Raw genomic sequence first — 23,435 nt, forward strand, 5'->3', positions numbered from 1 at the left:
CCGGGCTCGACGCCTGCTGTACTCCTCACCCGTCTCGACCGCCCGTGCGAAGCAAAGCTTCGCTAGAGCGGTCGATCCACCCTCTCCCGCAAGGGGAGAGGGAAGTGAGAGAACGATCTTCCCATGCACTTCAAACTGACCACCTGGAACATCAATTCGGTGCGGTTGCGCATCGACCTCGTCGCTAAATTTCTCGAGGAGGTGCAGCCCGACGTCCTGTGCCTGCAGGAAACCAAGACGCCCGACGATGCCTTTCCGCTGAAGCGACTGAAGCAGCTCGGCTACGAGCACATCGCGATCCACGGCCAGAAGGGTTATCACGGGGTCGCCGTCGTCTCTAAGCTGCCGTTCGAGTCCAGCGACGTCCGGGTGTTCTGCAACAATGTCGATTCGCGTCACATTTCCGTGGCGTTCGGCGAGAAAGCGGGCATGTCGGTCCCGCTGATCCTGCATAATTTCTACGTGCCTGCCGGCGGCGATATTCCCGATCCCGAACTCAATCCGAAGTTTGCGCACAAGCTGCAGTTCCTCGACGAGATGAGAGCCTGCGAGCCGCTGCATCCACGCGGCGATGCGCGCCACATCCTGGTCGGGGACCTCAACGTGGCACCGCACGAGCACGACGTCTGGTCGCACAAGCAGTTGCTCAAGATCGTGTCGCATACGCCGATCGAATGCGAGAAGTTGCTGGCGGTGCAGAGCGAGGGCGGCTGGATCGACGTCGCGCGCGAACGCATCCCGATGACCGAAAAGATCTACACCTGGTGGAGCTATCGCGCCGCCGACTGGACCTCCGCCAACCGCGGCCGCCGGCTCGATCACATCTGGGTATCGTCGGCCATGAAGGACATGATCCGCGATTTCACCGTGACGCGCGATGCGCGCAGCCGGGAACGGCCGTCCGACCACGTGCCGGTGACGACGGTACTGGAATTGTAGTGCGCTTCACTTCACCTCTCCCGCTTACGGGAGAGGGAAAAGCGCAGCGAACTACAAACTCAGCTTTGACCCGACCAGCATGACATCGCTGGCAAGCTGGCTGACGCGGGTCGCGACCTCGTCGCGCAGGCGACGCGCCGCGGCGGGATCGCTGTCGAGCACGCGCTGAAACATGCTGCGCGCGATGCGGATCACAACGGCGTACTCCAGCGCGACGGCGGTCGATGGCCGCTGCATGGCGACGACGAGTGCGAGCTCGCCGATCAGCGTGCCCGGTCCGGCAATTACCTCGTGATCGCTTCCGTCATCGAGGCTAACGCGAAACGAACCGCGCTGCACGACGTAACCGCAATCGGCCTCGTCGCCGAGGCGAAACAGCACCGAGCCGCGCGAAAACTCCTGCTGCTCCGAGCCGATCGCCAGCACGCGCAAGGCCGCGTTGCCCAACAGGCGCAATGTCGGGACGCGCTCGAGCAGGGCAACATCATCATCGATCGACATGCAGGACCGGTTGACTGCGACGCATGAACGGATGCCGATCCGTTGCCGCACGGTCCGCCGGCACCTGCGCGCCGTGGCGGACGTTCATGCGACTCGTGGGAAAATGAGCGAATCGACGCCCGAATCGTATCACGGGACCAGCTTGTAGCCACCGGCTTCCGTCACCAGGATTTCGGGGTTGGCGGCGTCCTTCTCGATCTTCTGGCGCAGCCGATAGATATGGGTTTCCAGCGTGTGGGTGGTGACGCCGGAGTTGTAGCCCCAGACTTCCTGCAACAGCGTCTCGCGCGACACCGGCAACTGGCCGGCCCGATACAGGAAGCGCAGGATCGCGGTTTCCTTCTCGGTCAGCCGCACCTTCTTGGCATTGGCTCCGGTGAGCATCTTGGAGCCGGGCCGGAAGCTGTAGGGACCGACCGTGAACACGGCGTCCTCGCTGGCTTCGTGCTGGCGCAGCTGGGCGCGAATCCGCGCCAGCAGCACGGCGAAACGGAACGGCTTGGCGACGTAGTCATTCGCGCCGGATTCGAGGCCGAGGATGGTGTCGGAATCGGTGTCGTGCCCGGTCAGCATTATGATCGGCGCCTTGAAGCCGCCCTTGCGCAGCGAACGCACGACTTCACGACCATCCGTGTCGGGCAGACCGACATCCATCAGCACCAGATCGGGCGAATTGGTCTTGGCCGCATGTGCGCCCTTGGCCCCCGTATCCACCGCCGACGCTTCGAATTCCTCGTGCAGCGACAGTTGCTCGACCAGGGCGTCGCGCAGGTCGGTATCGTCGTCCACGATCAGGATCTTGCGAGCGTTGGGCATTCTTGAATCCTTTGGACGGCGGCGGTGCGAGAATTCGCTAGAAATGCAGGTAATCACTCAAAACAGCGCATCAAGCTCCGAAATCACCGGCTATCCTAGCGCAAAATCCGGATCATTCTTGCCGCGATGTCATTTGCGGCGCGAAATAGAGCATTTGCGGTGAACGGCGCAAGACGGAGTTTGCGATTCCCATGAGGAAGCTCGTAGTTTCAACCACTTACCGGAAGATTTTGGGCGATCGCCCGTTGTCGTCGATCATTATCCGCACCGCGGCCGGGGATCCGCGGCGCGGTTGGCTGGTGGCCGATCAGCAGATCATACCGGTGGCGCTGGGTCGCGGCGGAATCAAGGCGGACAAGCGGGAGGGCGACGGCGCCACGCCGCGTGGCACGTTTCATCCGCTGCGGCTGTGGTGGCGGGCCGACCGGCATCCGCGACCGCGCACCTTCCTGCCGGTCCGCGCCATCGGTCCTTATGACGGCTGGTGCGAGGATCCGGCCAGCCGGCACTACAACCAGGCGGTGCGGCTGGACAACGGGGGCGGCGACCGACTGCGGCGCGACGATCACCTCTATGACTTCATTATCGAGATCGATCACAACGTAAGGCCGCGCGTCGCCGGCCGCGGCAGCGCCGTTTTCCTGCACCTCGCACGCGACAATTTCGGCCCCACCGCCGGCTGCGTCTCGATGACCAGGCCGGCGATGTTGCGCCTGCTCGCCCGGATCGGTCCGAAGACGCGGATCGATATTCGCTAGCGCTTGCCGAAAATCGCCGAGCCGATCCGCACATGGGTTGCGCCGAACTGGATGGCGATGGCGAAGTCGGCGCTCATACCCATCGACAGCCCGGTCAATCCGTTACGCGCGGCGATCTTGGCCGTGAGCGCGAAATGCGGTGCCGGGGCATCGTCGACCGGCGGGATGCACATCAGCCCGGCGATCTGCAATCCATAGCCGTCGCGGCACCGCGCGATAAAAGCGTCGGCGTCGCTCGGCGCGATGCCGGCTTTCTGCGGCTCTTCGCCAGTATTGAGCTGGACGAACAGTTCCGGTGCGCGGTTCTGCAGCGCCATTTCCTTGCTGAGGGCTTCGCAAATGCTGGGGCGATCCACCGAGTGGATTGCATCGAACAGCGCCACGGCTTCCTTCGCCTTGTTGGATTGCAACGGCCCTATCAGGTGCAGCCTGATGTCCGGTTGCGCGGAGATCAGCGCCGGCCATTTACCCTTGGCTTCCTGCACCCGGTTCTCGCCGAATACGCGCTGACCAGCCTCGATCACCGGCGTAATCGCATCGGCTTCGAAGGTCTTGGAAACCGCGATCACGGTCACCGACGCGCGTTCGCGGCGTGCCTCGTTGCAGGCCCTGAACACGTCGTATTCGACCGCAGCGAGCGCCTCGCGTGGTGAAGGAGACGTTAACGAGGACATGGGCTGCGGCGCATGAATTTCAACCAAAGCGCGAACTTTCCGCAGGTAGGTTCAATTTTAGCGAATCAGAGAAAGGCTTTTTGAACTCTTTACCTTACTTTGGTACGCGGGGCTCAGGGGTCGACGATGTCACGCATCCGTATCAACCGCAAGAAAGCGCAAATCAAGGCGCTGCTTGGCATTCGTGCGCGGCTGGTGCTGTTCGCGTTGATCCTGGTTGGCCCGCTGATGGTCGAACGCATTCGTTCGCTTCACCAGATCCGAACCAGTCAGGTCGAGCAGGCAAAGCGCGATTTCGCCAGCGTGGCCCAACACAGCGCCGACGCCCAACGCGAAGTGCTCTCCTCGGTTGAGGCGGTGCTGAAATCGTCGGCCTTTATCTATACGTCCGCGGGCCAGGTGAACCGCAGCTGCGCCATTATGCGCGCCAGCCTGCGCGGTGACATGCCCTGGATTCGCAGCCTGACGGTGGCAGGCAAGGACGGCAGGGCGATGTGCTCGACCTGGTCCGAAATGGTCGAGCAGGGAATTAACTACAGCGACCGCCCCTACTTCCAGCGCGCGCTGGCATCCGGCGATTTCGTGGTAAGTGATTACCTGTTTGGCCGTACAACGAACGCGCCATCGGTGGTTGCAGCCTATCTCGCGCCGGGCATGGACAATGGCGATGATGCGGTGATCATCGCGACCATCAATCTCGGCTGGATGTCCAAGCTGATGAACAATCTGGGCGGCCGGCCCGGGGTCTCGGCGGTGCTGGTTGATGGCACCGGGGTCGTGCTTGCAGCGCCGTCCGACCAGGCGAGCAAGATCGGGCGCAAGATGGACGATCCGGAGATTCTGGCCGCCATCATGGCCAAGACCGCGAATGTCAATCGCATCGCAGGATCGCTCAGCGTCAAGGCTGATGACGGCAGCGAGCAAGCGGTGTCCTATGCCACCCTTCCCGGCAGCAGTGCGCGGTTGATCGTCAGCATCGACGAGTCCATTGTGGCGGCAACGGCCGACCGTGACATTCGCACCGCATATCTGCAGCTGGGCTTTGTTTGTCTGTTTGTCCTGCTGGGCGCGCTGGTGGTGGCGGAGCGGCTCATCATCCAGCCGATTCACCTGATGGAGACCATGGCCAAGCGCTTCGGCCGGGGCGACTGGTCGGCCCGGGTCGCCCGCGCCAGCCTGCCCGCGGAATTCACCCCCTCGCCCGGGCATTTTACGGCATGGCCGCCCAGTTGCGGGGCCGGGAACGCGAATTGCGCGCCACCAACGAGCAACTCACGGTGATCGCCTCCATCGACATGCTGTCCGGCCTCGCCAATCGGCGCGGATTCCAGAGCCGGCTCGATTTCGAATGGCTGAAGGCCCAGCAGTCCGGCGACGATCTGGCCCTGCTGATGATCGACGTCGACCATTTCAAGCTGTTCAACGACACCTATGGCCATCCCGAGGGCGATGCCTGCCTTGCCCGCCTCGGTGAGGCGCTCGGCGCCATCGCGACCCAGGTGTCGGGATTTGGCGGCCGCTACGGCGGCGAGGAATTCTGCCTGCTGCTGCCCAATACCGACACCGCACGGGCGGTGAACATCGGCGAAATGGTGCGGGCTGCGGTCTGGAGCCTGGCGATTCCCCACGCCACCAGCGCCTATCAGCACGTGACTGTCAGCATCGGCGTGGCATCGGCGGTGCCGGCCAGGCTTTCGGGGGCGAAGGACCTGATTGAGGCTGCCGACGCCTCGCTCTACGCAGCCAAGCGGCGCGGCCGCAACAACGTGGTCGAACACGGCTTTGTCCGGGCGTTCGAGACCTCGGTGGCGCTGGCCGGGTGAGCCCTGCCGTTCGCGGCGCGGGGGCAACGCCGGAGCGAACCCGGTACGACGGCGCCGCCAAACCATTGACCCCGCATCGGCTTTCATGGCCTAGTCCCCGGCCTTAAGCCTTGGGACGGACTGCCGAATCCAGATGACCAGTGAACGCTACAACGCCCGCGAGACCGAGCCGCGCTGGCAACGCCAGTGGGACGACAAGGCGATCTTCGCCACGAAGAACGACGACGTCAGGCCGAAATATTACGTGCTCGAAATGTTCCCGTATCCGTCGGGCCGCATCCACATGGGCCACGTCCGCAACTACACCATGGGCGACGTGGTGGCCCGCTTCCAGCGCGCCCAGGGCAAGAACGTGCTGCATCCGATGGGCTGGGACGCCTTCGGCCTGCCCGCCGAAAACGCGGCGATCGAACGTAAGGTCGCGCCGAAAGCCTGGACCTACGACAATATCGCTTCGATGAAGAAGCAGCTGCAGACCATGGGTCTGTCGCTCGACTGGTCGCGTGAATTCGCCACCTGCGATCCCAGCTACTACAAACATCAGCAGAAGATGTTTCTCGATTTCATGAAGGCCGGGCTCGCCGAGCGCGAGCAGCGCAAGATCAACTGGGACCCGGTCGACATGACCGTGCTCGCCAACGAGCAGGTGATCGACGGCCGCGGCTGGCGTTCCGGCGCCGTGGTCGAGCAGCGCGAAATGAATCAGTGGGTCTTCAAGATCACGAAGTACTCGCAGGAGCTGCTCGACGCGTTGGACAATCTCGACCGCTGGCCGGACAAGGTGCGGCTGATGCAGCGCAACTGGATCGGCCGCTCCGAGGGCATGCTGGTGCGTTTCGCGCTGGATGCGGCAACCGCGCCCAATGGCGAAAGCGAGCTGAAGGTCTTCACGACGCGACCGGACACGCTGTTCGGCGCCAAGTTCATGGCGATGGCAGCGGATCATCCGCTGGCGCTGGCGGCCGGCGTGAAGAACCCCGAGCTTGCGGCGTTCATTGCCGAGACCAAGCGTCAGGGCACCGCGCAGGAAATCATCGACACCGCCGAGAAGCAGGGATTCGATACCGGCATCCGGGCGATCCATCCGTTCGACCCGACATGGACGATTCCGGTTTACGTCGCCAACTTCGTGCTGATGGAATACGGCACCGGCGCCATCTTCGGCTGCCCCGCGCATGACCAGCGCGACCTCGACTTCGTCAACAAATACGGCCTCGGCAACACGCCTGTGGTCTGCCCCGAGGGACAGGATCCCGCGACCTTCATCATCACCGACATCGCCTATGACGGCGACGGCCGCATGATCAATTCGCGGTTCCTCGACGGCATGACCATCGACGAAGCCAAGGCGGAAGTGGCCAAGCGACTCGAAGGCGAGATGCGCGGCAACGCGCCGGTTGGCGAGCGCAAGGTCAATTTCCGCCTGCGCGACTGGGGCATCTCGCGCCAGCGTTACTGGGGCTGCCCGATTCCGGTAATCCACTGCGAAGTCTGCGGCGTCGTTCCGGTGCCCGACAAGGAGTTGCCGGTGGTGCTGCCGGACGACGTTACCTTCGACAAGCCCGGCAATGCCCTCGACCATCACCCGACCTGGAAGCACGTCGCCTGCCCGCAATGCGGCGGCAAGGCGCAGCGCGAAACCGACACCATGGACACCTTCGTGGATTCGTCCTGGTACTTCGCGCGCTTCACCGATCCATGGAACGAGAACGCGCCGACCACACCTGACGTGGCGAACCGGATGATGCCGGTCGACCAGTATATCGGCGGCGTCGAACACGCGATCCTGCATCTGCTGTACAGCCGCTTCTTCACGCGGGCGATGAAGGCCACCGGCCATATCGGCCTCGATGAGCCGTTCGCCGGCATGTTCACCCAGGGCATGGTGGTGCACGAGACCTACAGGAAGGCCGACGGCACCTTCGCCTCGCCCGCCGAAATCAGCATCGTTCCCGATGGCGACGGTCGCCGCGCGACCATGCTCGACGACGGCTCCGAGGTGGCGATCGGCGCCATCGAGAAGATGTCGAAGTCCAAGCGCAACACCGTCGATCCCGACGACATCATCGGCACCTACGGCGCCGATACTGCGCGCTGGTTCATGCTGTCGGATTCGCCGCCGGACCGCGACGTGATCTGGAGCGAGGAAGGCGTCAAGGGTGCCTCGCGCTTCGTGCAGCGGCTGTGGCGCCAGGTCAACGATTCGGCCGAGCACGGCAAGTCGGCGCCATCAGCCCGACCCGCCGAGTTCGGCGCCGAAGCGCTGGCGGTGCGCAAGTCCGCCCATGGCGCCCTTGCCAAGGTCTCGAGCGAAATCGAGAAGCTGCATTTCAACGTCTGTCTCGCCCATATCCGCGAGTTCTCCAACGCGCTCGGCGAGGCGCTGGCCCGGCCGGGCACGCCCTCGCCCGACATGTGCTGGGCACTGAACGAGGCCGCGGTCATTCTTGTGCAACTGTTTGCGCCGATGATGCCGCATCTGGCCGAGGAGTGCTGGACCGTGCTCGGGCAGAGCGGCATGATTTCCGAGGCGTCGTGGCCGCAAATCGAGCCCAATTTGCTGGTTGAAGACACCATCACCCTGCCGGTGCAGGTCAACGGCAAGAAGCGCGGCGAGGTCGTGGTGGCCAGGGACGCGCAGAACCCGGAAATTGAGGCTGCCGTTTTGGCACTCGATACGGTAAAACAAGCCCTGGACGGTAAACCCGTGCGCAAGATCATTATTGTTCCGCAGAGGATCGTCAATGTCGTCGGCTAAACTCCGCATCGCCGCCAGGCTGATGGTCGTCGTCGTGCTGGGCGCGCTGACCGCAGGCTGTTTCCAGCCGCTGTACGGCGAGCACAGTGTGGCCGGCGGCGTCGGTGTGCGCGAAAAGCTGGCCGGCGTCGAAGTGCCGCCGCTGGTGCTGCCGACCGGATCGCCCTATCAGCGCGTCGGCATCCAGGTTCGCAACGACCTGATGTTCAAGATGTACGGCGACGCCGCCGGCGCACCGCCGACACATCGCCTGATCCTGCGTCTGTCGTCGAGCCGCACCTCGCTGATCGTCGATCCGGCGACCGCCCTGCCGACCAGTGAGAATTACGGCCTCGATGTCAGCTACGGGCTGATCGAGATCGCCACCGGCAAGCAGGTCCTGACCGGCAACACCTTCTCGCGCATCACCTACGACATTCCCGGCGGCCTGCAGCGCTTCGCCCGTGCGCGCGCCTTCCGCGACGCCGAGGACCGTGGCGCCAACGAGGTCGCCGAGAACATCAACACCCGGCTGGCCGCATTCTTCTTCGCCGGCACCTGACCTCGTGTGATGGGTTGAGCTGTTGCGAAACCCGTCAGACGCAATGCCCGCGGTGGGTTTCGTAAAGATGCTCAACCTGTCCGACGGATACTGCTGATGGTCGCGCTGCGTGGACGAGACATCGACGCTTTTCTGGCCCGGCCTGATGCCGGGCGCCCGGTCATCCTGCTCTATGGCGCCGATGCCGGCCTGGTGCGTGAGCGCGCCGATGCGCTGATCGCTTCCGCGGTTGACGATCCCAAGGATCCCTTTGCCCTGGTGCGGATGGACGGCGATGCGCTCGCCGCCGAGCCGTCGCGCCTGGTCGAGGAAGCCATGACGGTGCCGCTGTTCGGCGGCCGCCGCGCCATCCGGATTCGCGCCGGCTCCAAGAGTTTCGCCGGCGCGATCGATACACTCGCGGACACCGCGCTGAACGATTGCCGCATCGTTATCGAAGCCGGCGAGTTGCGCCCGGAGTCACCGCTGCGCAAGGCCTGCGAGCGCTCGAAGAGCGCGGTGGCCATCGCCTGCTATCCCGACACCGAACGCGATCTCGCCAAGCTGATCGATGACGAGTTGCGGCTGTCGAACCTGCGCATCGCGGCGGACGCACGCGCGTCGCTGATGGCGCTGCTTGGCGGCGACCGCCAGGCCTCGCGCAACGAGTTACGCAAGCTGGTGCTGTATGCCCACGGCCAGAACGAAGTCACCCTCGACGACGTGATGGCGGTAGTTGCCGACGCCTCCGAGCTCAAGATAGATCCGATCGTCGACGGCGCCTTCGCCGGCAACGCCACGGTGGTCGAGACCGAATTCACCAAGGCGATGATCGCAGGCACCTATCCCGGCATGATCATGATGGCCGCGCAGCGCCAGGCGGCGCTGCTGCACAAGGCCAGCCTCGCGGTGCAGGACGGCGCCTCGCCCTCGCAGGTGGTGGAGAGCGGCTTTCCACGATTGCACTTTTCAAGGAAGGGTGTGGTCGAGGCCGCCTTGCGCAACTTCACGCCGCAGCGGCTGGTGGCGATCATCGAGCAGCTCGCCGTGGCCGCCCTCGACGTCCGCAAGCAGAACACGCTAGGCGCCGTGATCGCCCAGCGCGCGCTGATGTCGATTGCAGTTAATGCGAGGCGAAGGGGTTCGTAGATACTCCACCACCGTCATCCTGAGGCGCTCGCCCGCAGGGCGAGCCTCGAAGGATGCGGTCACGAGCGCCGGCGCTTGCAGCCCATCCTTCGAGGCGCGCAAGAGCGCGCTCCTCAGGATGACGGCTGAGTGTGGTGTGCCGAGCTACAAATCCGTTTCCAGCTTCTTGATGATCTCATCGAGCTGGTCGAGGTCGCGGTACTTGATCTGCACCACGCCACCGGGATCACGGTGGTCGACGGAGACTTTCAAACCGACCGCGTCGCTGAGACGTTTTTCCAATGCGACCATATCGGCGTCCTTGGCGACCTTGGCAGCACCGCCACGCGGCTTCTGCGGCTTGCGCTCGGGCACGCCCTCTTCATGGGCCAGTGCTTCGGTCTGCCGCACGTTCAGGCCTTCGGCGACGATACGCTTGGCCGCCGCCGACGGATCCGGCAGGCTGATCAGCGCGCGCGCGTGACCGTTGGACAGTTGCCCCGTCGCGATCAGCGCCTGCACGTCATCGGGCAGCTTGGTCAGCCGCATCATGTTGGCGACATGGCTGCGGCTCTTGCCGACGATCTTGGCGATGTCCTCCTGGCTGCGTTTGAACTCGGCGGCGAGCGCGTGATAGCCCTGCGCCTCTTCCATCGCGTTGAGGTTTTCGCGCTGCACGTTTTCGATGATGGCGATTTCCATCGCCTCGGAATCGGTCACGTCGATCGGCACAATCGGCACTTCATGCAGGCCGGCGATCTGCGACGCGCGCCAGCGGCGCTCGCCGGCGATGATCTCGAAGCGGTCGTTGGTGCCCTTCACCGCGCGCACCACGATCGGCTGGATCACGCCGTGCTGCTTGATTGAGTCGGATAGTTCGCCGAGTTCGGCATCGGAAAAATGCCGCCGCGGATTGCGCGGATTGGCCTTGAGGAATTCGATCGGCACCTTGCGCTGCGCGCGCGGCCGCTCCATGTGCGCGGCCTCGCCGCCCACATCGCCGATCAGACTTGCAAGGCCCCGGCCCAGTCGCGAACGCGCTTCATCGGCCATCGTCATCTCCCTGGGACTCACTCGCGATACTCCGCGTTAGACGCTTGAACTTGGTGTCGTCGTAGGATGGGTAGAGCGCAGCGAAACCCATCGATACCCACGATGCAGCTGTTGGGTTTCGCTACGCTCTACCCAATCTACGAAAGTGGCTCAATGCGCGGTGCGCAGCTCGCGCTCGCGCTGGATCACTTCGGTGGCGAGCTTGAGATAGGCTTCGGAGCCGGCGCACTTCAGATCGTAGACCAGCACCGGCTTGCCGTAGGACGGCGCTTCCGAGATGCGCACGTTGCGCGGGATCATGGTGTCGTAGACCTTCTTGCCCATGAACTGGCGCACGTCGGCGACGACCTGGTTGGACAGGTTGTTGCGCGAGTCGAACATGGTGAGCACGATGCCGTGGATCGACAGGTTGGGATTCAGCGTGGAGCGCACCTGCTCCACCGTCTGCAGCAATTGCGACAGACCTTCGAGCGCGAAGAACTCGCACTGCAGCGGCACCAGAATGGCATCCGAGGCGGCCATCGCATTCACGGTCAGAAGATTCAGCGACGGCGGGCAGTCGATCAGCACATAGGTGTAGTCGGAGTCCGGCGAGACGTTGGTGTTGAGCAAGGCGATGGCATCGCGCAAGCGGAAGGCGCGGTCCTTGGTCGAGCCTAGTTCGAGCTCAAGGCCGGACAGATCCATGGTGGACGCCGCAATGTGCAGACGCGGCACCGCGGTGACGACAATGGCGTCGCGCAGCGGCGCTTCGCCGATCAGGACGTCATAGGTGGAGCAATTGCGGTTGCGGCGATCGATGCCGAGGCCGGTCGAGGCGTTGCCCTGCGGATCGAGATCGACGATCAGTACGCGCTCGCCGATGGCAGCGAGTGCCGTGCCGAGATTGATCGCTGTGGTTGTCTTGCCGACGCCGCCCTTCTGGTTGGCAAGCGCGATGATGCGCGGATGGCCGAGCGCGGCCTTCTCGCTAACATCCTGATAATGTTCATCAATGACGGTCATGCGCGTGTGCCATGTTGTGCCGGGGCGGACTGGGCCTGCCGCTCGATGCTGTCGAGCTCGACAATCCAGCCATGTCCGCCGGTGAGGCTGGGGTGCAGGCGTGGGCTTATATTCCAATATTTAGTAGCTTCGGTCAATTCTGTATCTACATCTTGACCCTTGAGAAATAAGGCCTTTGTACCCGGTTTCATCAGGGGTTCCGCATAACCGATAAGCTGGTGTAGCGGAGCGACGGCACGGGCAGTGATGCAATCGACAGCCTGTGGGAACCTATCCACGTTATCCCCAATGTCGGCGAGATGAATCGTGCCGGGGGCTTGCGTCACACGTAGTGCTTCGCGCAGGAACGCCGCCTTCTTGGCATTGCGCTCGACGAGGTGGACATGTCCGCCTGCGACGTCGCCCATGGCACAGGCCAGCACCACGCCGGGAAAGCCGCCGCCGCTGCCGAAGTCGAGCCAGACCTTCGCCCCGGGCGCCAGCTTCAGTAGCTGCAGCGAGTCGGAGATATGCCGGGTCCACAGCGTCGGCAGCGTCGATGGCGCGATCAGATTGGTCTTGGCCTGCCACTGCACGAGGAGATCGACATAGGCGTCGAGACGCGCCTCCGTTTCACGTGAAACAGGGGTGAGCTTGAGTGCCGCCGCGCGGTCGCTGCGCGAGATCGGCGACGGAGCATTGGCGGGGGTGGGTTGGGAGCGTTGGGCCATCGAAGTTGTCTGACTGCTGGTGAGGCCCTGTCATAGCCCTCCCCCGCCATCTTCGCCATCAGTTTGCACCATTCAACCGCCAGCAAAGACCGATGTCTGTTCGCGTCCCCTATTAGGCAGCCGTCCAGCGCCTCGACATCATGCGGATCCTTGCGCTGTTCGATCCGCACGTGGTCGGCACGTTGCCGCTTGGCATCGACCGCCCCGATAGCGACATCGACATCGTCTGTCATGCGAAGGACCCGCACGCGATCGTCGACGTTATACCGAACCCGCTTTCGCGATGGCTTTGGGCCTCTCGAGCGACCCCTACTGTCTCGTCAGCGCACTGTTTCACTATCCCGACGACCAGTTGATCGACCTCCTCGTGAAGCGTGGCTTCCCCAGCGGTCGACAGCAGAGCCCGGACGCGAGGCATCATGAGTGACGGCACAACATTACGACGGCTGGCTCTCGCCCTTGACGGCGTCAGCGCCGCCCCGCACTTCGATCGGACCGCTTTCAAGGTGAAGCGCACCTTCGCGACCCTCGCCGCGGACGGGCTGAGCGCCAATTTCAAGTTCTCGCCGGACGAACAGGCGCTCAAATGCGCCATCCTATCCAGGGCATTCGCTCCGGTCGCGAATGCCTGGGGCTTGCAGGGATGGACGGTCGGGATCCTGGCTGAACTCAACGAAGCCGACTTGGCAGATGCGTTGGAGATGGCCTGGCGTCACGCCCTCCCGGCGCCCCGCATGAGGGCTTCTCGCCCACGATCCTGACAATCTGTTTCACGTGAAACAGAGTCAGGCCAATCCAGTCTTCGCTTTCCGCGACTCCCGCCGCAGATACGCCGCCAGAATGCCCAGCGCCGCCGGCGTCATGCCGTCGATGCGACCCGCCTGCCCCACCGTGCGCGGCCGGGCCTTGCCGAGCTTGTTGCGGGCTTCGTTGGAGAGTCCCGGCACCGCGTCGTAGTCGATATCGGTGAGGATCAGGCCCTCGTCACGGCGAAAAGCATCCACATCGGCGGTCTGCCGCTTCAGATAGACGTCGTATTTGGCGTCGATCTCCAGATGGGTCGCGATGGCTGGGTCAATGGCCGATAATTCCGGCCAGATCGCGCGCACCTCATCCCAGCCGACGTCGGGATAGGCCAGTAGTTCAAAGGCCGAGCGGCGCACCCCATCGTGCTTCAGTGACAGGCCATGCTTGCTCGCCTCATTGGGGGTGATTGTCAGCGCTTGCGCCAGCGCCTTCGCCCCATTTAGCGCCTCCATCTTGGCGGAGTGGCGGATCGCCCGCGCGGAACCGACGCAACCGAGCGCGATGCCGGTGTCGGTCAGGCGCTGGTCGGCATTGTCGGCGCGCAGAGTCAGGCGGTATTCGGCCCGCGAGGTGAACATGCGATAGGGCTCGGTGATCCCCCGCGTCACTAGATCGTCGATCATCACCCCGAGATAGCCATCGGCGCGGTCGAACACGACCATCTCGCCGCTGCTGGCCGACAGCGCCGCGTTGAGGCCTGCCACCAGACCTTGGGCAGCGGCCTCTTCATAGCCGGTGGTGCCGTTGATCTGCCCGGCCAGGAACAGGCCACGGAGCCGCTTGGTCTCCAGTGTCGGATCCAGCTCCCGCGGATCGACATGGTCGTACTCGATGGCATAGCCCGGCCTGACCATCCGGACCTTTTCCAGCCCGGGGATGGTGGCCAGAATCGCCAGCCGCACCTCTTCCGGCAGCGAAGTAGAAATGCCGTTGGGATAGACGGTAGTGTCGTCGAGCCCTTCAGGTTCCAGAAAGATCTGGTGGCCGTCGCGATCGCCGAAGCGGACGATCTTGTCCTCAATGGACGGGCAATAGCGCGGGCCGCTGCTCTTGATCTGGCCGGAATACATCGGCGAGCGGTGGACGTTGGCGCGGATCACGTCGTGGGTCGCCGGCATGGTGCGGGTAATGCCGCACTGGATCTGCGGGATGGTGATGCGATCGGTCAGCACCGAGAACGGCTCGGGGGGATCGTCGCCGGGCTGCATCTCCACCGCCGACCAGTCGATGGTGGCGCCATCGAGCCGCGGCGGGGTGCCCGTCTTGAGACGGCCAAGCGTGAAGCCGGCGCGCTCGAAGGACACGGACAGGCCGAGCGCCGGGGCTTCGTCGACCCGGCCGGCGGGCCAGTTGCGTTCACCGAGATGGATCAGGCCGCGCAAAAAGGTGCCGGTGGTGATGACCACGGCGCCGGCGGCAAGCTCGCGGCCATCGGCCAGGCGGATGCCGGTGACGCGGCCATCGGCGACGATCAGGTCGTCGGCTTCGCCTTCGATGACGCTGAGATTGTCAGTGGCGACGATCGCGGCCTGCATCGCGGCCGCATAGAGCTTGCGGTCGATCTGGGCGCGCGGGCCGCGCACCGCCGGACCCTTGCGCCGATTGAGCATGCGAAACTGGATGCCAGCCTGGTCGGCGACGCGGCCCATCAGCCCGTCCAGCGCGTCGACCTCGCGGACCAGATGGCCCTTGCCGAGTCCGCCAATGGCCGGGTTGCATGACATCGCACCGATGGTGGCAAAGCGATGCGTCACCAGGGCTGTGCGTGCGCCCATGCGCGCCGACGCAGCTGCGGCTTCGCAGCCGGCGTGGCCTCCCCCGATGACAATGACGTCGAATGAGCTGTGCATGGCGCGCGTTCTAGCGCGGGACAGGAAATGCGGAAAGTGGAAATCGAGGCGGTGTTTCACGTGAAACAGACGGCCGAGGGGGGCATCCCATCCGTGTCTCGTCAGAGGCAGATATCTCCGGGATGAGATCGTGCGCTCAGGCACGGACGGACGGAACTTGAGCCAGCCACTCGTTTCACGTGAAACAATTAAGTGAATTAAAATTCAAATCTATAAGAAAAAAATACAAAATATTCCTTCTCTACTTTCCTATACAGAACTCGCGAAAGATCACGTCTAGGATGTCTTCGACATCGACCCGACCGAGCAACTGCCCCAGCCGGTGCGCGGCCACACGCAGATCCTCCGCCATCAGCTCCGCCTGCTCCGGCAGATCGACGGCGCGACCCAGCGCATCCGCGGTCTGCCGCAGCAATTCGCGATGCCTGGACCGGGTGATCAGCGACGACTCCTCGGCAAAATGCAGCGACGCGAACTGCGCCAACGCCTCCATCAGTTCCGGTACCCCAGCGCCATTCGCCGCCGAGATGGCGAAGCAAGGCCAGCCCGACGGCGACACCGCAGGCGCCGACACGCCGATCTCATCGACCTTGTTCCGCACCACCCAGAACCCGTCCTGCCCCTCTTCCATCCAGTCGCGCAGCCCGGCTTCCCCGTCGGCGCCGTCCACCTCGGCCTTGGCGTCAACCAGCCAAAGCCGAAGGTCGGCATCGGCGGCCCGCATCCGGGCCCGGCGCACACCCTCCTGCTCCACCGCATCGATCGCCTCGCGGATGCCTGCGGTGTCGATCACGGTCACCGGGTAGCCGCCGAGATCGAGATGCACCTCGATCACGTCGCGGGTGGTGCCGGCGTGCGGCGAGACGATTGCCACGTCCCGCCGCGCCAGCCGATTCATCAGCGTCGACTTGCCCACATTGGGCGGCCCGGTGATCGCCACGACCAGGCCGTCGCGCAGCCGTTCGCCACGGCCCTCCACCGCCAGCACGGACTCGATGTCCAGCAGCAGCACGCGGATGCGTTCCAGCGCCGGCTCGATCAGCTCGCCCGGCACATCGCCCTCGTCGGAAAAATCGATGCCGGCCTCGATCAGCGCCGCCGCCTCGATGATCTCCCGCCGCCAGTCGCGCGCGCGGTCGCCCAGCAGGCCCTTGAGCTGGCGCAACGCCTGGCGCCGCTGCCTATCGGTGTCGGCGTGGATGAGATCGTCGAGCCCCTCCGCTTCCGTCAGATCGAGCTTGCCGTTCTCGAATGCGCGTCGGGTAAACTCGCCCGCCTCGGCCGGCCGCACATGCGGAAACTTCGACAGCGCCGCCACCAGCGCCGCCAGCACCGCGCGACCGCCATGGATATGGAATTCGGCCACGTCCTCCCCGGTGGCGCTGGCCGGGCCGGGAAACCACAGGGTCACGGCATCGTCGATGGCGTCGCCCGCGGCATCGCGCAGCAGCGCCCGGGTTGCCACCCGCGGCAGCAGAATCTTCTTGGCCAGCACGGACAGAACGCGGCCGGCCTCAGGGCCGGACACCCGAACAACGGCGATGGCGGTCGGCGGCCGTCCCGATGACAAAGCAAAGATGGTCTGGTCGCGTGGATGCATTTGACTATTTGTCCATGCCCGTCATGAGGCGTCATGTGATTTGTCTGGGATCAGCACCGGCTGTCGTCGCCCGGCCTGCGCGCAATAGCGCGCTTGGACCGGGCGACCCAGTATACGCCGGCACTGGCGATAAACACCGACGTATGTGTTGACTGGATCGCCCGCTTTCGCGCGCGATGACAATCGGGAATGCGCCCAAAGAAAAAGGCGCCGCTGGTTCACAGCGACGCCTTTCGCAATTCCAAACCTGAAAACTCAGGTGTTCATCGACTCGAAGAATTCCGCGTTGTTCTTGGTGTTACGGAGCTTGTCGAGCAGGAAGTCGATGGCGTCCATGGTGCCCATCGGATTGAGGATGCGGCGCAGCACGTACATCTTCTTGAGCAGCCTGCGGATCGGTGATGAGCTCTTCCTTGCGGGTGCCGGAGCGCGAGATGTCAATGGCCGGGAAGGTGCGCTTGTCGGACACCTTGCGGTCGAGGATCAGCTCCGAGTTGCCGGTGCCCTTGAACTCTTCGAAGATCACTTCGTCCATGCGCGAGCCGGTATCGACCAGCGCGGTGGCGATGATGGTGAGCGAGCCGCCCTCTTCGATGTTTCGCGCGGCACCGAAGAAACGCTTCGGACGCTGCAGCGCGTTGGCGTCGACGCCGCCGGTCAGCACCTTGCCGGACGACGGCACCACGGTGTTGTAGGCGCGGCCGAGGCGAGTGATCGAATCCAGCAGGATGACCACGTCGCGGCCATGCTCGACCAGACGCTTGGCCTTCTCGATCACCATCTCGGCGACCTGGACGTGACGCACCGCGGGTTCGTCGAAGGTCGAAGAGACGACTTCGCCCTTCACCGAACGCTGCATGTCGGTGACTTCCTCGGGCCTTTCATCGATCAGAAGAACGATGAGGTAGCATTCCGGGTGATTGGCCGTGATGGAGTGCGCGATGTTCTGCATCAGCACGGTCTTGCCGGTGCGCGGCGGCGCGACGATCAGTGCGCGCTGGCCCTTGCCGATCGGGGCCACGATATCGATGACACGGGCAGACAGATCTCGGCGGGTGGAATCTTCCAATTCAAGACGGAAGCGCTGATCGGGGAACAGCGGCGTCAGGTTATCGAAGTTGACCTTGTGCTTGGACTTCTCGGGGTCCTCGAAGTTCAGCGTGTTGACCTTCAGCAGCGCGAAATAGCGTTCGCCTTCCTTCGGGCTGCGGATATGGCCTTCGATGGTGTCGCCGGTGCGCAGACCGAAGCGGCGTATCTGCGACGGCGAGACGTAGATGTCGTCCGGTCCCGGCAGGTAATTGGCATCGGGTGAGCGCAGGAATCCGAAGCCGTCGGAGAGAACCTCGACGACGCCTTCACCGATGATGTCGGTTTCCTTGATCGCCAGCTGCTTGAGGCTGGCGAACATCAGCTCCTGCTTGCGCATGGTGCTGGCATTCTCGACCCCAAGCTCTTCCGCAAACGAGACAAGCTCGGCTGGCGTCTTGGCCTTGAGGTCTTGGAGTTTCATTTCCCGCATGGGGGGTGGTCCTGTGGAAGATCGGGGGGAGTGGGATGCGAGGTGGCCGGAAGAAATGCGGACGCTGGAAAAGATCAGGAAAGTCCGCAGGTCTTCAGAGATGAGGTCTTGAGCAAGGAAGGTGCCGAAGAGGCTTCAACCCTGATGCGGCGACCGGTTCAACAACAAACCGGAACGCAATCACATCCGCCTGCGTGGGGGTGGGATGCCCACAATATATAAAATCACCGTGCGTCGCGCAAGCCGTTCGCGATCCCCTCGCCATCAGCCCCGGCTAAAACGGTTTGACGATCACCAGCACGACGATCAGAATCATGAGGACCGTCGGTACCTCATTGATAATCCGATAGAATTTCTGGCTTCGCGTGTTGCGGTCGAGAGCGAAATCGCGCACCCGCGAGGTGAAAAAGCCATGCACGCCGGACATCGCGAGCACCAGCAGCAGTTTACCGTGGAACCAGCCGGCGGTGTACCAGTGGCCGGCCCAGGCGAGGTAGATCCCGACAATCCAGGTCACGACCATGGCCGGATTGATGATCGCCTTGAGCAGCCGGCGTTCCATCACCTTGAAGGTTTCGGATTGCTGCGATCCGACCGCTGCCTCGCAGTGGTAGACGAACAGCCTAGGCAGATACAGCATGCCGGCCATCCACGAGATGACAGCGATCACATGCAGCGCCTTGGCCCATTCGTACATTTTTAGGAAACTCTTAATCGTTCGGTAACGGTTGCGATGGCATCAATGCGGCTGGAACATTCGGCGAGATTTCAGCGTTGCAGCGGTGACGGATAAAGACCCGATCGGCGGGATATCCGCAAGCGAACCTTTTCTAAAACAATACTTATAGATTCTTAGGTTTGAGTCTGAGTAGCAGTGGATTAGGCCCGCGCAACGCCATCCCGTTTTGTCCCGGCCTTATGCACATCTCCAGTGCCGTCGCCGGATTCCGCCTCGATCAAAATAACATGACGAGGTTCAAGGACTTGGCGAGCGCCATCCCGGCTTTATCCAGAGACAAAACCGGATAACCCCATTATTGTCGAAAAGCGCGTTCGACTTTTCCATTCACGAGGCCTGTGAAGAAAAACGGCAGTTATCCCGGATCCCTCGCCGCCCCGGCGGGAAACCGGGAAAAGCTCCACAGGGATTCACAGGATACACAGGCTCCATGGTGCCCACCTCCGGCAGCTATTTTCATCTGCACCTCGTTTCCGATTCGACCGGCGAGACCCTGATCACGGTGGCGCGCGCCGTTGCCGCGCAATATGCCAACGTCACGCCGGTGGAACACGTCTATCCGCTGGTGCGCAGCCAGAAGCAGCTCGACCGGGTGTTGACCGAGATCGAGGAAGCGCCCGGCATCGTGTTGTTCACCCTGCTGGAAAAGGATCTGGTCGGCCGCCTCGAAGCGAAATGCCAGGAGATCAACAGCCCGAGCCTGTCGATCATCGGCCCGGTGATGCAACTGTTCCAGGCCTATCTTGGTGCATCCACAACCGGCCGCGTCGGCGCGCAGCACACGCTCAACGCGGAATATTTCAAGCGCATCGATGCGCTGAACTATTCGATGATGCACGACGACGGCCAGCACGTCGAAGGGCTCGAGGAAGCCGACGTGGTTCTGGTCGGCGTGTCGCGCACGTCGAAGACGCCGACATCTATCTATCTTGCCAATCGCGGCGTGCGCACCGCCAATGTGCCGCTGGTGCCCGGCATTCCCATTCCACCGCAGCTGGAAGTGCTGAAGAAGCCGCTGGTCGTCTCGCTGCATGCGACGCCCGAGCGGCTGATCCAGATCCGGCAAAACCGCTTGCTCAGTCTCGGCGCCGATTCCGGCAATGAAGACTATATCGACCGCCAGTCGGTCACTGAGGAAGTCACCTTCGCGCGCCGGCTCAGCGCCAAATATGGCTGGCCACTGCTCGAGGTGACGCGTCGCTCCATCGAGGAAACCGCCGCGGCGATCATGAAGCTGCTGGCCGACCGGCAGCGACAGCGGTTTCCCGAATGAGCATCTGGCAAGGCGAACATCCGCTGATCCTGGCGTCGCAGAGCAGCGCGCGAAAAACGCTGCTGCGCAATGCTGGCATTGCCTTCGAGGCCATCCCCGCGGATATCGACGAGCGCAGCATCCAGCGCGACTCCGGACTGACATCGCCCGGCGAGATCGCCGCGATGCTCGCCGAACGCAAGGCCGCCTTCGTCTCCCTCCGTCATCCCGGTCGCTACGTGGTCGGTGCCGACCAGACCCTGGCGCTGGGCAGCGAATTGTTCAGCAAGCCGGCCGGCCGCTCCGCCGCCGCCGCGCGGCTGGCGGCGCTGGCCGGCAAGACCCACGAGCTGCATTCGGCCATCGCGGTGGCGTGCGACGGCGCGACATTGTTCAGCAGCGTCTCGGTGGCACACATGACCATGCGCAAGCTGGACGATGCCGCCATCGATGCCTATCTCGACGCGGCCGGCGATGCCGTCACCACCAGCGTCGGCGCCTACCAGGTCGAAGGCCTTGGCGTGCACCTGTTCGAACTGATCGAAGGCGATCACTTCACCATCCTCGGTCTGCCGCTGCTGCCGCTGCTGAAATTTCTGCGCGGCGAGAAGATGATTGCGATCTAGTCGGCACCTTCGTTTCCCGGGCGCGCTGCGGCATCCTTATGCCGTTGCGCAGAACCGGAATCCCGATTTCTTACCAACAATCGGGACCCCGGATCTGCGAAGTGATACTGGCGGCGATGCAATAGCATCGCCTGGTATCGCATCGCGTCCGGGGAACCAGACTGGACTGACTTGAGCCATCCCAGACGGAATTGATGGATGTAACGAGATGATTGTTCTTGGACTCACCGGTTCCATCGGGATGGGTAAATCGACCACCGCAAAACTGTTCGCCGAAGCCGGCGTGCCGGTCTACGACGCGGACGCCACGGTTCATCGGATCTACGAAGGCGAAGCCGCCCCGGCCGTCGAGGCGGCGTTTCCCGGCACCACGGTGGACGGCAAGGTCGATCGCGCGAAACTGTCCGCGCAGGTGGTCGGCAATGAGGCGGCGATGAAGCGGCTGGAGCAGCTCGTGCATCCCATGCTCGGCGCCTACCACAAGAAGTTTCTCGACGATGCCGAGCGCGGCGGTGCGCCGGTGGCCGTGGTCGATGTGCCCTTGCTGTTCGAGACCGGCGGCGAGAAGCGCGTCGACGCCGTCGTGGTGGTGACTACCGACGCCGAACAGCAGCGCCACCGCATTCTTGCGCGCGGCACCATGTCGGAGCAGGCGCTAGATGCCATCCTGGCTCGGCAACTTCCCGACGTTGAAAAGCGCAAGCGTGCCGATTTCGTGGTGGATACCTCGCATGGGCTGGAGCCGGTGCGGCTGCGGATCCGTGAAATTCTCGATCAGGCTGCTAGGATGCCGCGACGGCGACCCTGATTCGATAACCGGCCAGAAGCATGCGTGAAATCGTTCTCGATACCGAAACCACCGGCCTCGATCCGCTGCGCGGCGACCGGCTGGTCGAGATCGGCTGTGTCGAGATCTTCAACCGCATGCCCACCGGCCAGACCTTTCACCGGCACATCAATCCGCAGCGCGACATGCCGCTGGAAGCCTTCAACGTTCACGGCCTGTCGGCCGAGTTCCTCGCCGACAAGCCGCTGTTTCATGAGGTGGTGGACGACTTTCTGGAATTCATCGGCGACGCGCCGCTGGTGATCCACAACGCCTCGTTCGACATCGGCTTCATCAATGCCGAGCTCGACCGCATCAAGCGGCCGGCGATCGCCCGCGATCGCCTGGTCGACACGCTGATGCTGGCGCGGCGCAAGCATCCCGGCGTGTCGAACCGGCTCGACGATCTCTGCTCGCGCTACGCCATCGACAATTCACGCCGTACCAAGCATGGCGCGCTGCTGGATTCCGAACTGCTGGCGGAAGTCTATATCGACCTGATCGGCGCCCGGCAGTCGAGCCTGATTCTGGCCGACGACGTGCCGATGCAGCGCACCGGCGGTATCAATGACGCGCCGCGCCGTCAGCGCCCGGCACCGCTCGCCCCCCGGCTCACCGAGGACGATGTCGCCGCACACCGCGCCTTCGTGGCGACAATGGGCGACAAGGCGATCTGGAACGAATTTCTGGGCTGATTGGTCGTTCCGGGGCGCGGGCGGCGCTAGCCGCACGCGAACCCGGAATCCCGAACTGCGATGCGATGAGCATCTGGAGATCCCGGGCCTGCATCAGCCGGCTTCGCCGCCTGCTGCATCCCGGGATGACACGAACGTGTCAGCTCTGCATCGGCTGCTGGGCCTGGCGTTCCATGTTCTGGCGGTACAGGCCGACGAAATCGACGGGGTCGAGCATCAGCGGCGGGAAGCCGCCGTCGCGCACCGCGGTGGCGATGATCTCGCGGGCGAACGGGAACAGCAGCCGCGGGCATTCGATCATCACCAGCGGATGCAGGTTTTCCTGCGGGACGTTGAGGATGCGGAACACGCCGGCATAGGCCAGCTCGAAGCTGAACATCACGGTACCGGCGTTCTCGGCCTTGCCCTCGACCGACAGCGTCACCTCGAATTCGTTCTCGGACAGGTTGTTGGCGCCGACATTGATCTGGATGTTGATGTTGGGCTGCTGGGGCTGCGGCGCCAGCGAGGCCGGGGCGTTCGGGTTCTCGAACGACAGGTCCTTGGTGTATTGCGCCAGCACGTTGAGCTGGGGGGGAAGACCCGCCTCGGGAGGGGTGCCGTTGCCGTTGGTCATGGAGTTCTCCTGAAGCGTTTCGGAAGTGGAGCGGCGTCGGATGTCGCCGGATCTCGGAAAGCGATGTCGGGCGAGTGGCTATCATAGCCCCGCCGTGCTGGACAAGGACGGCACGCCCCGGTCGCGCCATTCGCGGGAGCCGCCGAATCGCTGCCGCCGGCCCGGAGGAGCCAAAGACCGCCGCTTTTGCGGCCAAAATCGCCTAAACGGCTGAGGG

21 protein-coding genes and 2 pseudogenes are annotated in these 23,435 nt (G+C 63.6%); 12 read left to right on the plus strand and 11 right to left on the minus strand.

Annotated features, from left to right (window positions below):
* Nucleotides 1-123: 123 nt before the first annotated feature.
* Nucleotides 124-939, plus strand: coding sequence for an exodeoxyribonuclease III (locus ACUXVA_RS06195; RefSeq protein ID WP_445491299.1), 816 nt, complete (start codon nucleotides 124-126; stop codon nucleotides 937-939).
* A 51-nt stretch (nucleotides 940-990) separates the two neighbouring features.
* Here the strand turns inward: ACUXVA_RS06195 and ACUXVA_RS06200 are convergent, their stop codons facing one another.
* Complete coding sequence (locus tag ACUXVA_RS06200; RefSeq protein WP_265081076.1) at nucleotides 991-1,440, minus strand: cyclic nucleotide-binding domain-containing protein; 450 nt, start codon at nucleotides 1,438-1,440, stop codon at nucleotides 991-993.
* Nucleotides 1,441-1,569: 129 nt separating this feature from the next.
* Entirely contained in the window at nucleotides 1,570-2,256 is a 687-nt protein-coding gene (locus tag ACUXVA_RS06205) for a response regulator transcription factor (protein ID WP_265081075.1), read from the minus strand.
* Nucleotides 2,257-2,447: 191 nt separating this feature from the next.
* Between ACUXVA_RS06205 and ACUXVA_RS06210 the strand changes: the two genes are divergently transcribed.
* Complete coding sequence (locus ACUXVA_RS06210) at nucleotides 2,448-3,014, plus strand: L,D-transpeptidase family protein (protein WP_265081074.1); 567 nt, start codon at nucleotides 2,448-2,450, stop codon at nucleotides 3,012-3,014.
* Here the strand turns inward: ACUXVA_RS06210 and ACUXVA_RS06215 are convergent.
* A complete protein-coding gene (locus tag ACUXVA_RS06215) occupies nucleotides 3,011-3,688 on the minus strand; it encodes a YggS family pyridoxal phosphate-dependent enzyme (RefSeq protein WP_265081073.1) in 678 nt (225 codons plus the stop codon). The genes ACUXVA_RS06210 and ACUXVA_RS06215 overlap by 4 nt on opposite strands.
* A gap of 126 nt (nucleotides 3,689-3,814) precedes the next feature.
* On the opposite strand from ACUXVA_RS06215, the pseudogene ACUXVA_RS06220 reads away from it, so the two are divergent.
* The 4 genes and pseudogenes from ACUXVA_RS06220 (at nucleotide 3,815) to holA (ending at nucleotide 9,938) form a co-directional block, all read left to right on the plus strand.
* Nucleotides 3,815-5,511, plus strand: a pseudogene (locus ACUXVA_RS06220) (diguanylate cyclase domain-containing protein).
* A 133-nt stretch (nucleotides 5,512-5,644) separates the two neighbouring features.
* Nucleotides 5,645-8,269, plus strand: a complete 2,625-nt coding sequence (leuS, locus tag ACUXVA_RS06225) for a leucine--tRNA ligase (protein WP_265081071.1) — start codon at nucleotides 5,645-5,647, stop codon at nucleotides 8,267-8,269.
* Nucleotides 8,256-8,810, plus strand: a complete 555-nt coding sequence (locus tag ACUXVA_RS06230; RefSeq protein ID WP_265081070.1) for a hypothetical protein — start codon at nucleotides 8,256-8,258, stop codon at nucleotides 8,808-8,810. Before leuS ends, ACUXVA_RS06230 begins: the two co-directional genes overlap by 14 nt.
* Nucleotides 8,811-8,906: 96 nt before the next feature.
* The gene (gene holA, locus ACUXVA_RS06235; RefSeq protein WP_265081069.1) at nucleotides 8,907-9,938 is read left to right on the plus strand and encodes a DNA polymerase III subunit delta; all 1,032 of its coding nucleotides are present in this window, start codon (nucleotides 8,907-8,909) and stop codon (nucleotides 9,936-9,938) included.
* 144 nt (nucleotides 9,939-10,082) lie between these two features.
* Here holA and ACUXVA_RS06240 read toward each other — a convergent pair whose 3' ends face one another.
* The 3 genes from ACUXVA_RS06240 to rsmG all read right to left on the minus strand — a co-directional run bounded on the left by ACUXVA_RS06240 (nucleotide 10,083) and on the right by rsmG (nucleotide 12,685).
* Complete coding sequence (locus tag ACUXVA_RS06240) at nucleotides 10,083-10,970, minus strand: ParB/RepB/Spo0J family partition protein (RefSeq protein WP_265081068.1); 888 nt, start codon at nucleotides 10,968-10,970, stop codon at nucleotides 10,083-10,085.
* Nucleotides 10,971-11,120: 150 nt separating this feature from the next.
* Complete coding sequence (locus ACUXVA_RS06245) at nucleotides 11,121-11,975, minus strand: ParA family protein (RefSeq protein ID WP_265081067.1); 855 nt, start codon at nucleotides 11,973-11,975, stop codon at nucleotides 11,121-11,123.
* The gene (rsmG, locus tag ACUXVA_RS06250; protein WP_265081066.1) at nucleotides 11,972-12,685 is read right to left on the minus strand and encodes a 16S rRNA (guanine(527)-N(7))-methyltransferase RsmG; all 714 of its coding nucleotides are present in this window, start codon (nucleotides 12,683-12,685) and stop codon (nucleotides 11,972-11,974) included. Before rsmG ends, ACUXVA_RS06245 begins: the two co-directional genes overlap by 4 nt.
* Nucleotides 12,686-12,825: 140 nt before the next feature.
* Here rsmG and ACUXVA_RS06255 point away from each other — a divergent pair, with 140 nt between their 5' ends.
* Together ACUXVA_RS06255 and ACUXVA_RS06260 are read left to right on the plus strand one after the other, a co-directional pair.
* Nucleotides 12,826-13,041 (plus strand): DUF4269 domain-containing protein, encoded by a 216-nt coding sequence (locus ACUXVA_RS06255; RefSeq protein ID WP_413776421.1) that lies wholly within the window; start codon nucleotides 12,826-12,828, stop codon nucleotides 13,039-13,041.
* A gap of 63 nt (nucleotides 13,042-13,104) precedes the next feature.
* Nucleotides 13,105-13,446 (plus strand): MmcQ/YjbR family DNA-binding protein, encoded by a 342-nt coding sequence (locus ACUXVA_RS06260; RefSeq protein ID WP_265081065.1) that lies wholly within the window; start codon nucleotides 13,105-13,107, stop codon nucleotides 13,444-13,446.
* A 24-nt stretch (nucleotides 13,447-13,470) separates the two neighbouring features.
* Here ACUXVA_RS06260 and mnmG read toward each other — a convergent pair whose 3' ends face one another.
* The 4 genes and pseudogenes from mnmG to hemJ form a co-directional block, all read right to left on the minus strand.
* The gene (gene mnmG / locus ACUXVA_RS06265; RefSeq protein ID WP_445491307.1) at nucleotides 13,471-15,342 is read right to left on the minus strand and encodes a tRNA uridine-5-carboxymethylaminomethyl(34) synthesis enzyme MnmG; all 1,872 of its coding nucleotides are present in this window, start codon (nucleotides 15,340-15,342) and stop codon (nucleotides 13,471-13,473) included.
* Between the two features lie 241 nt (nucleotides 15,343-15,583).
* On the minus strand, nucleotides 15,584-16,942 hold the full coding sequence (gene mnmE, locus ACUXVA_RS06270) for a tRNA uridine-5-carboxymethylaminomethyl(34) synthesis GTPase MnmE (protein ID WP_445491309.1): 1,359 nt from the start codon (nucleotides 16,940-16,942) through the stop codon (nucleotides 15,584-15,586).
* 255 nt (nucleotides 16,943-17,197) lie between these two features.
* Nucleotides 17,198-18,464 (minus strand): annotated as a pseudogene (gene rho / locus ACUXVA_RS06275) (transcription termination factor Rho).
* Between the two features lie 274 nt (nucleotides 18,465-18,738).
* On the minus strand, nucleotides 18,739-19,161 hold the full coding sequence (hemJ, locus tag ACUXVA_RS06280) for a protoporphyrinogen oxidase HemJ (RefSeq protein ID WP_265081062.1): 423 nt from the start codon (nucleotides 19,159-19,161) through the stop codon (nucleotides 18,739-18,741).
* Nucleotides 19,162-19,636: 475 nt separating this feature from the next.
* Here hemJ and ACUXVA_RS06285 point away from each other — a divergent pair, with 475 nt between their 5' ends.
* The 4 genes from ACUXVA_RS06285 (at nucleotide 19,637) to dnaQ (ending at nucleotide 22,602) form a co-directional block, all read left to right on the plus strand.
* Entirely contained in the window at nucleotides 19,637-20,476 is an 840-nt protein-coding gene (locus tag ACUXVA_RS06285) for a pyruvate, water dikinase regulatory protein (protein WP_265083909.1), read from the plus strand.
* A complete protein-coding gene (locus ACUXVA_RS06290) occupies nucleotides 20,473-21,081 on the plus strand; it encodes a Maf family protein (protein ID WP_445491311.1) in 609 nt (202 codons plus the stop codon). Before ACUXVA_RS06285 ends, ACUXVA_RS06290 begins: the two co-directional genes overlap by 4 nt.
* Before the next feature lie 208 nt (nucleotides 21,082-21,289).
* Complete coding sequence (gene coaE / locus ACUXVA_RS06295) at nucleotides 21,290-21,889, plus strand: dephospho-CoA kinase (RefSeq protein WP_265081060.1); 600 nt, start codon at nucleotides 21,290-21,292, stop codon at nucleotides 21,887-21,889.
* 20 nt (nucleotides 21,890-21,909) lie between these two features.
* On the plus strand, nucleotides 21,910-22,602 hold the full coding sequence (dnaQ, locus tag ACUXVA_RS06300; protein WP_445491314.1) for a DNA polymerase III subunit epsilon: 693 nt from the start codon (nucleotides 21,910-21,912) through the stop codon (nucleotides 22,600-22,602).
* Between the two features lie 139 nt (nucleotides 22,603-22,741).
* Here the strand turns inward: dnaQ and secB are convergent, their stop codons facing one another.
* A complete protein-coding gene (gene secB / locus ACUXVA_RS06305) occupies nucleotides 22,742-23,218 on the minus strand; it encodes a protein-export chaperone SecB (RefSeq protein WP_445491316.1) in 477 nt (158 codons plus the stop codon).
* Between the last annotated feature and the right edge of the window lie 217 nt (nucleotides 23,219-23,435).

It is taken from the genome of Rhodopseudomonas sp. RCAM05734, assembly GCF_052658035.1.

Excerpts from the sequence above, each read along its gene's own strand:
- ACUXVA_RS06195 (WP_445491299.1), top strand. The coding sequence starts at position 124 with ATGCACTTCAAACTGACCACCTGGAACATCAATTCGGTGCGGTTGCGC.
- ACUXVA_RS06200 (WP_265081076.1), bottom strand. The coding sequence starts at position 1,440 with ATGTCGATCGATGATGATGTTGCCCTGCTCGAGCGCGTCCCGACATTG.
- ACUXVA_RS06205 (WP_265081075.1), bottom strand. The coding sequence starts at position 2,256 with ATGCCCAACGCTCGCAAGATCCTGATCGTGGACGACGATACCGACCTG.
- ACUXVA_RS06210 (WP_265081074.1), top strand. The coding sequence starts at position 2,448 with ATGAGGAAGCTCGTAGTTTCAACCACTTACCGGAAGATTTTGGGCGAT.
- ACUXVA_RS06215 (WP_265081073.1), bottom strand. The coding sequence starts at position 3,688 with ATGTCCTCGTTAACGTCTCCTTCACCACGCGAGGCGCTCGCTGCGGTC.
- leuS (WP_265081071.1), top strand. The coding sequence starts at position 5,645 with ATGACCAGTGAACGCTACAACGCCCGCGAGACCGAGCCGCGCTGGCAA.
- ACUXVA_RS06230 (WP_265081070.1), top strand. The coding sequence starts at position 8,256 with ATGTCGTCGGCTAAACTCCGCATCGCCGCCAGGCTGATGGTCGTCGTC.
- holA (WP_265081069.1), top strand. The coding sequence starts at position 8,907 with ATGGTCGCGCTGCGTGGACGAGACATCGACGCTTTTCTGGCCCGGCCT.
- ACUXVA_RS06240 (WP_265081068.1), bottom strand. The coding sequence starts at position 10,970 with ATGGCCGATGAAGCGCGTTCGCGACTGGGCCGGGGCCTTGCAAGTCTG.
- ACUXVA_RS06245 (WP_265081067.1), bottom strand. The coding sequence starts at position 11,975 with ATGACCGTCATTGATGAACATTATCAGGATGTTAGCGAGAAGGCCGCG.
- rsmG (WP_265081066.1), bottom strand. The coding sequence starts at position 12,685 with ATGGCCCAACGCTCCCAACCCACCCCCGCCAATGCTCCGTCGCCGATC.
- ACUXVA_RS06255 (WP_413776421.1), top strand. The coding sequence starts at position 12,826 with ATGCGGATCCTTGCGCTGTTCGATCCGCACGTGGTCGGCACGTTGCCG.
- ACUXVA_RS06260 (WP_265081065.1), top strand. The coding sequence starts at position 13,105 with ATGAGTGACGGCACAACATTACGACGGCTGGCTCTCGCCCTTGACGGC.
- mnmG (WP_445491307.1), bottom strand. The coding sequence starts at position 15,342 with ATGCACAGCTCATTCGACGTCATTGTCATCGGGGGAGGCCACGCCGGC.
- mnmE (WP_445491309.1), bottom strand. The coding sequence starts at position 16,942 with ATGCATCCACGCGACCAGACCATCTTTGCTTTGTCATCGGGACGGCCG.
- hemJ (WP_265081062.1), bottom strand. The coding sequence starts at position 19,161 with ATGTACGAATGGGCCAAGGCGCTGCATGTGATCGCTGTCATCTCGTGG.
- ACUXVA_RS06290 (WP_445491311.1), top strand. The coding sequence starts at position 20,473 with ATGAGCATCTGGCAAGGCGAACATCCGCTGATCCTGGCGTCGCAGAGC.
- coaE (WP_265081060.1), top strand. The coding sequence starts at position 21,290 with ATGATTGTTCTTGGACTCACCGGTTCCATCGGGATGGGTAAATCGACC.
- dnaQ (WP_445491314.1), top strand. The coding sequence starts at position 21,910 with ATGCGTGAAATCGTTCTCGATACCGAAACCACCGGCCTCGATCCGCTG.
- secB (WP_445491316.1), bottom strand. The coding sequence starts at position 23,218 with ATGACCAACGGCAACGGCACCCCTCCCGAGGCGGGTCTTCCCCCCCAG.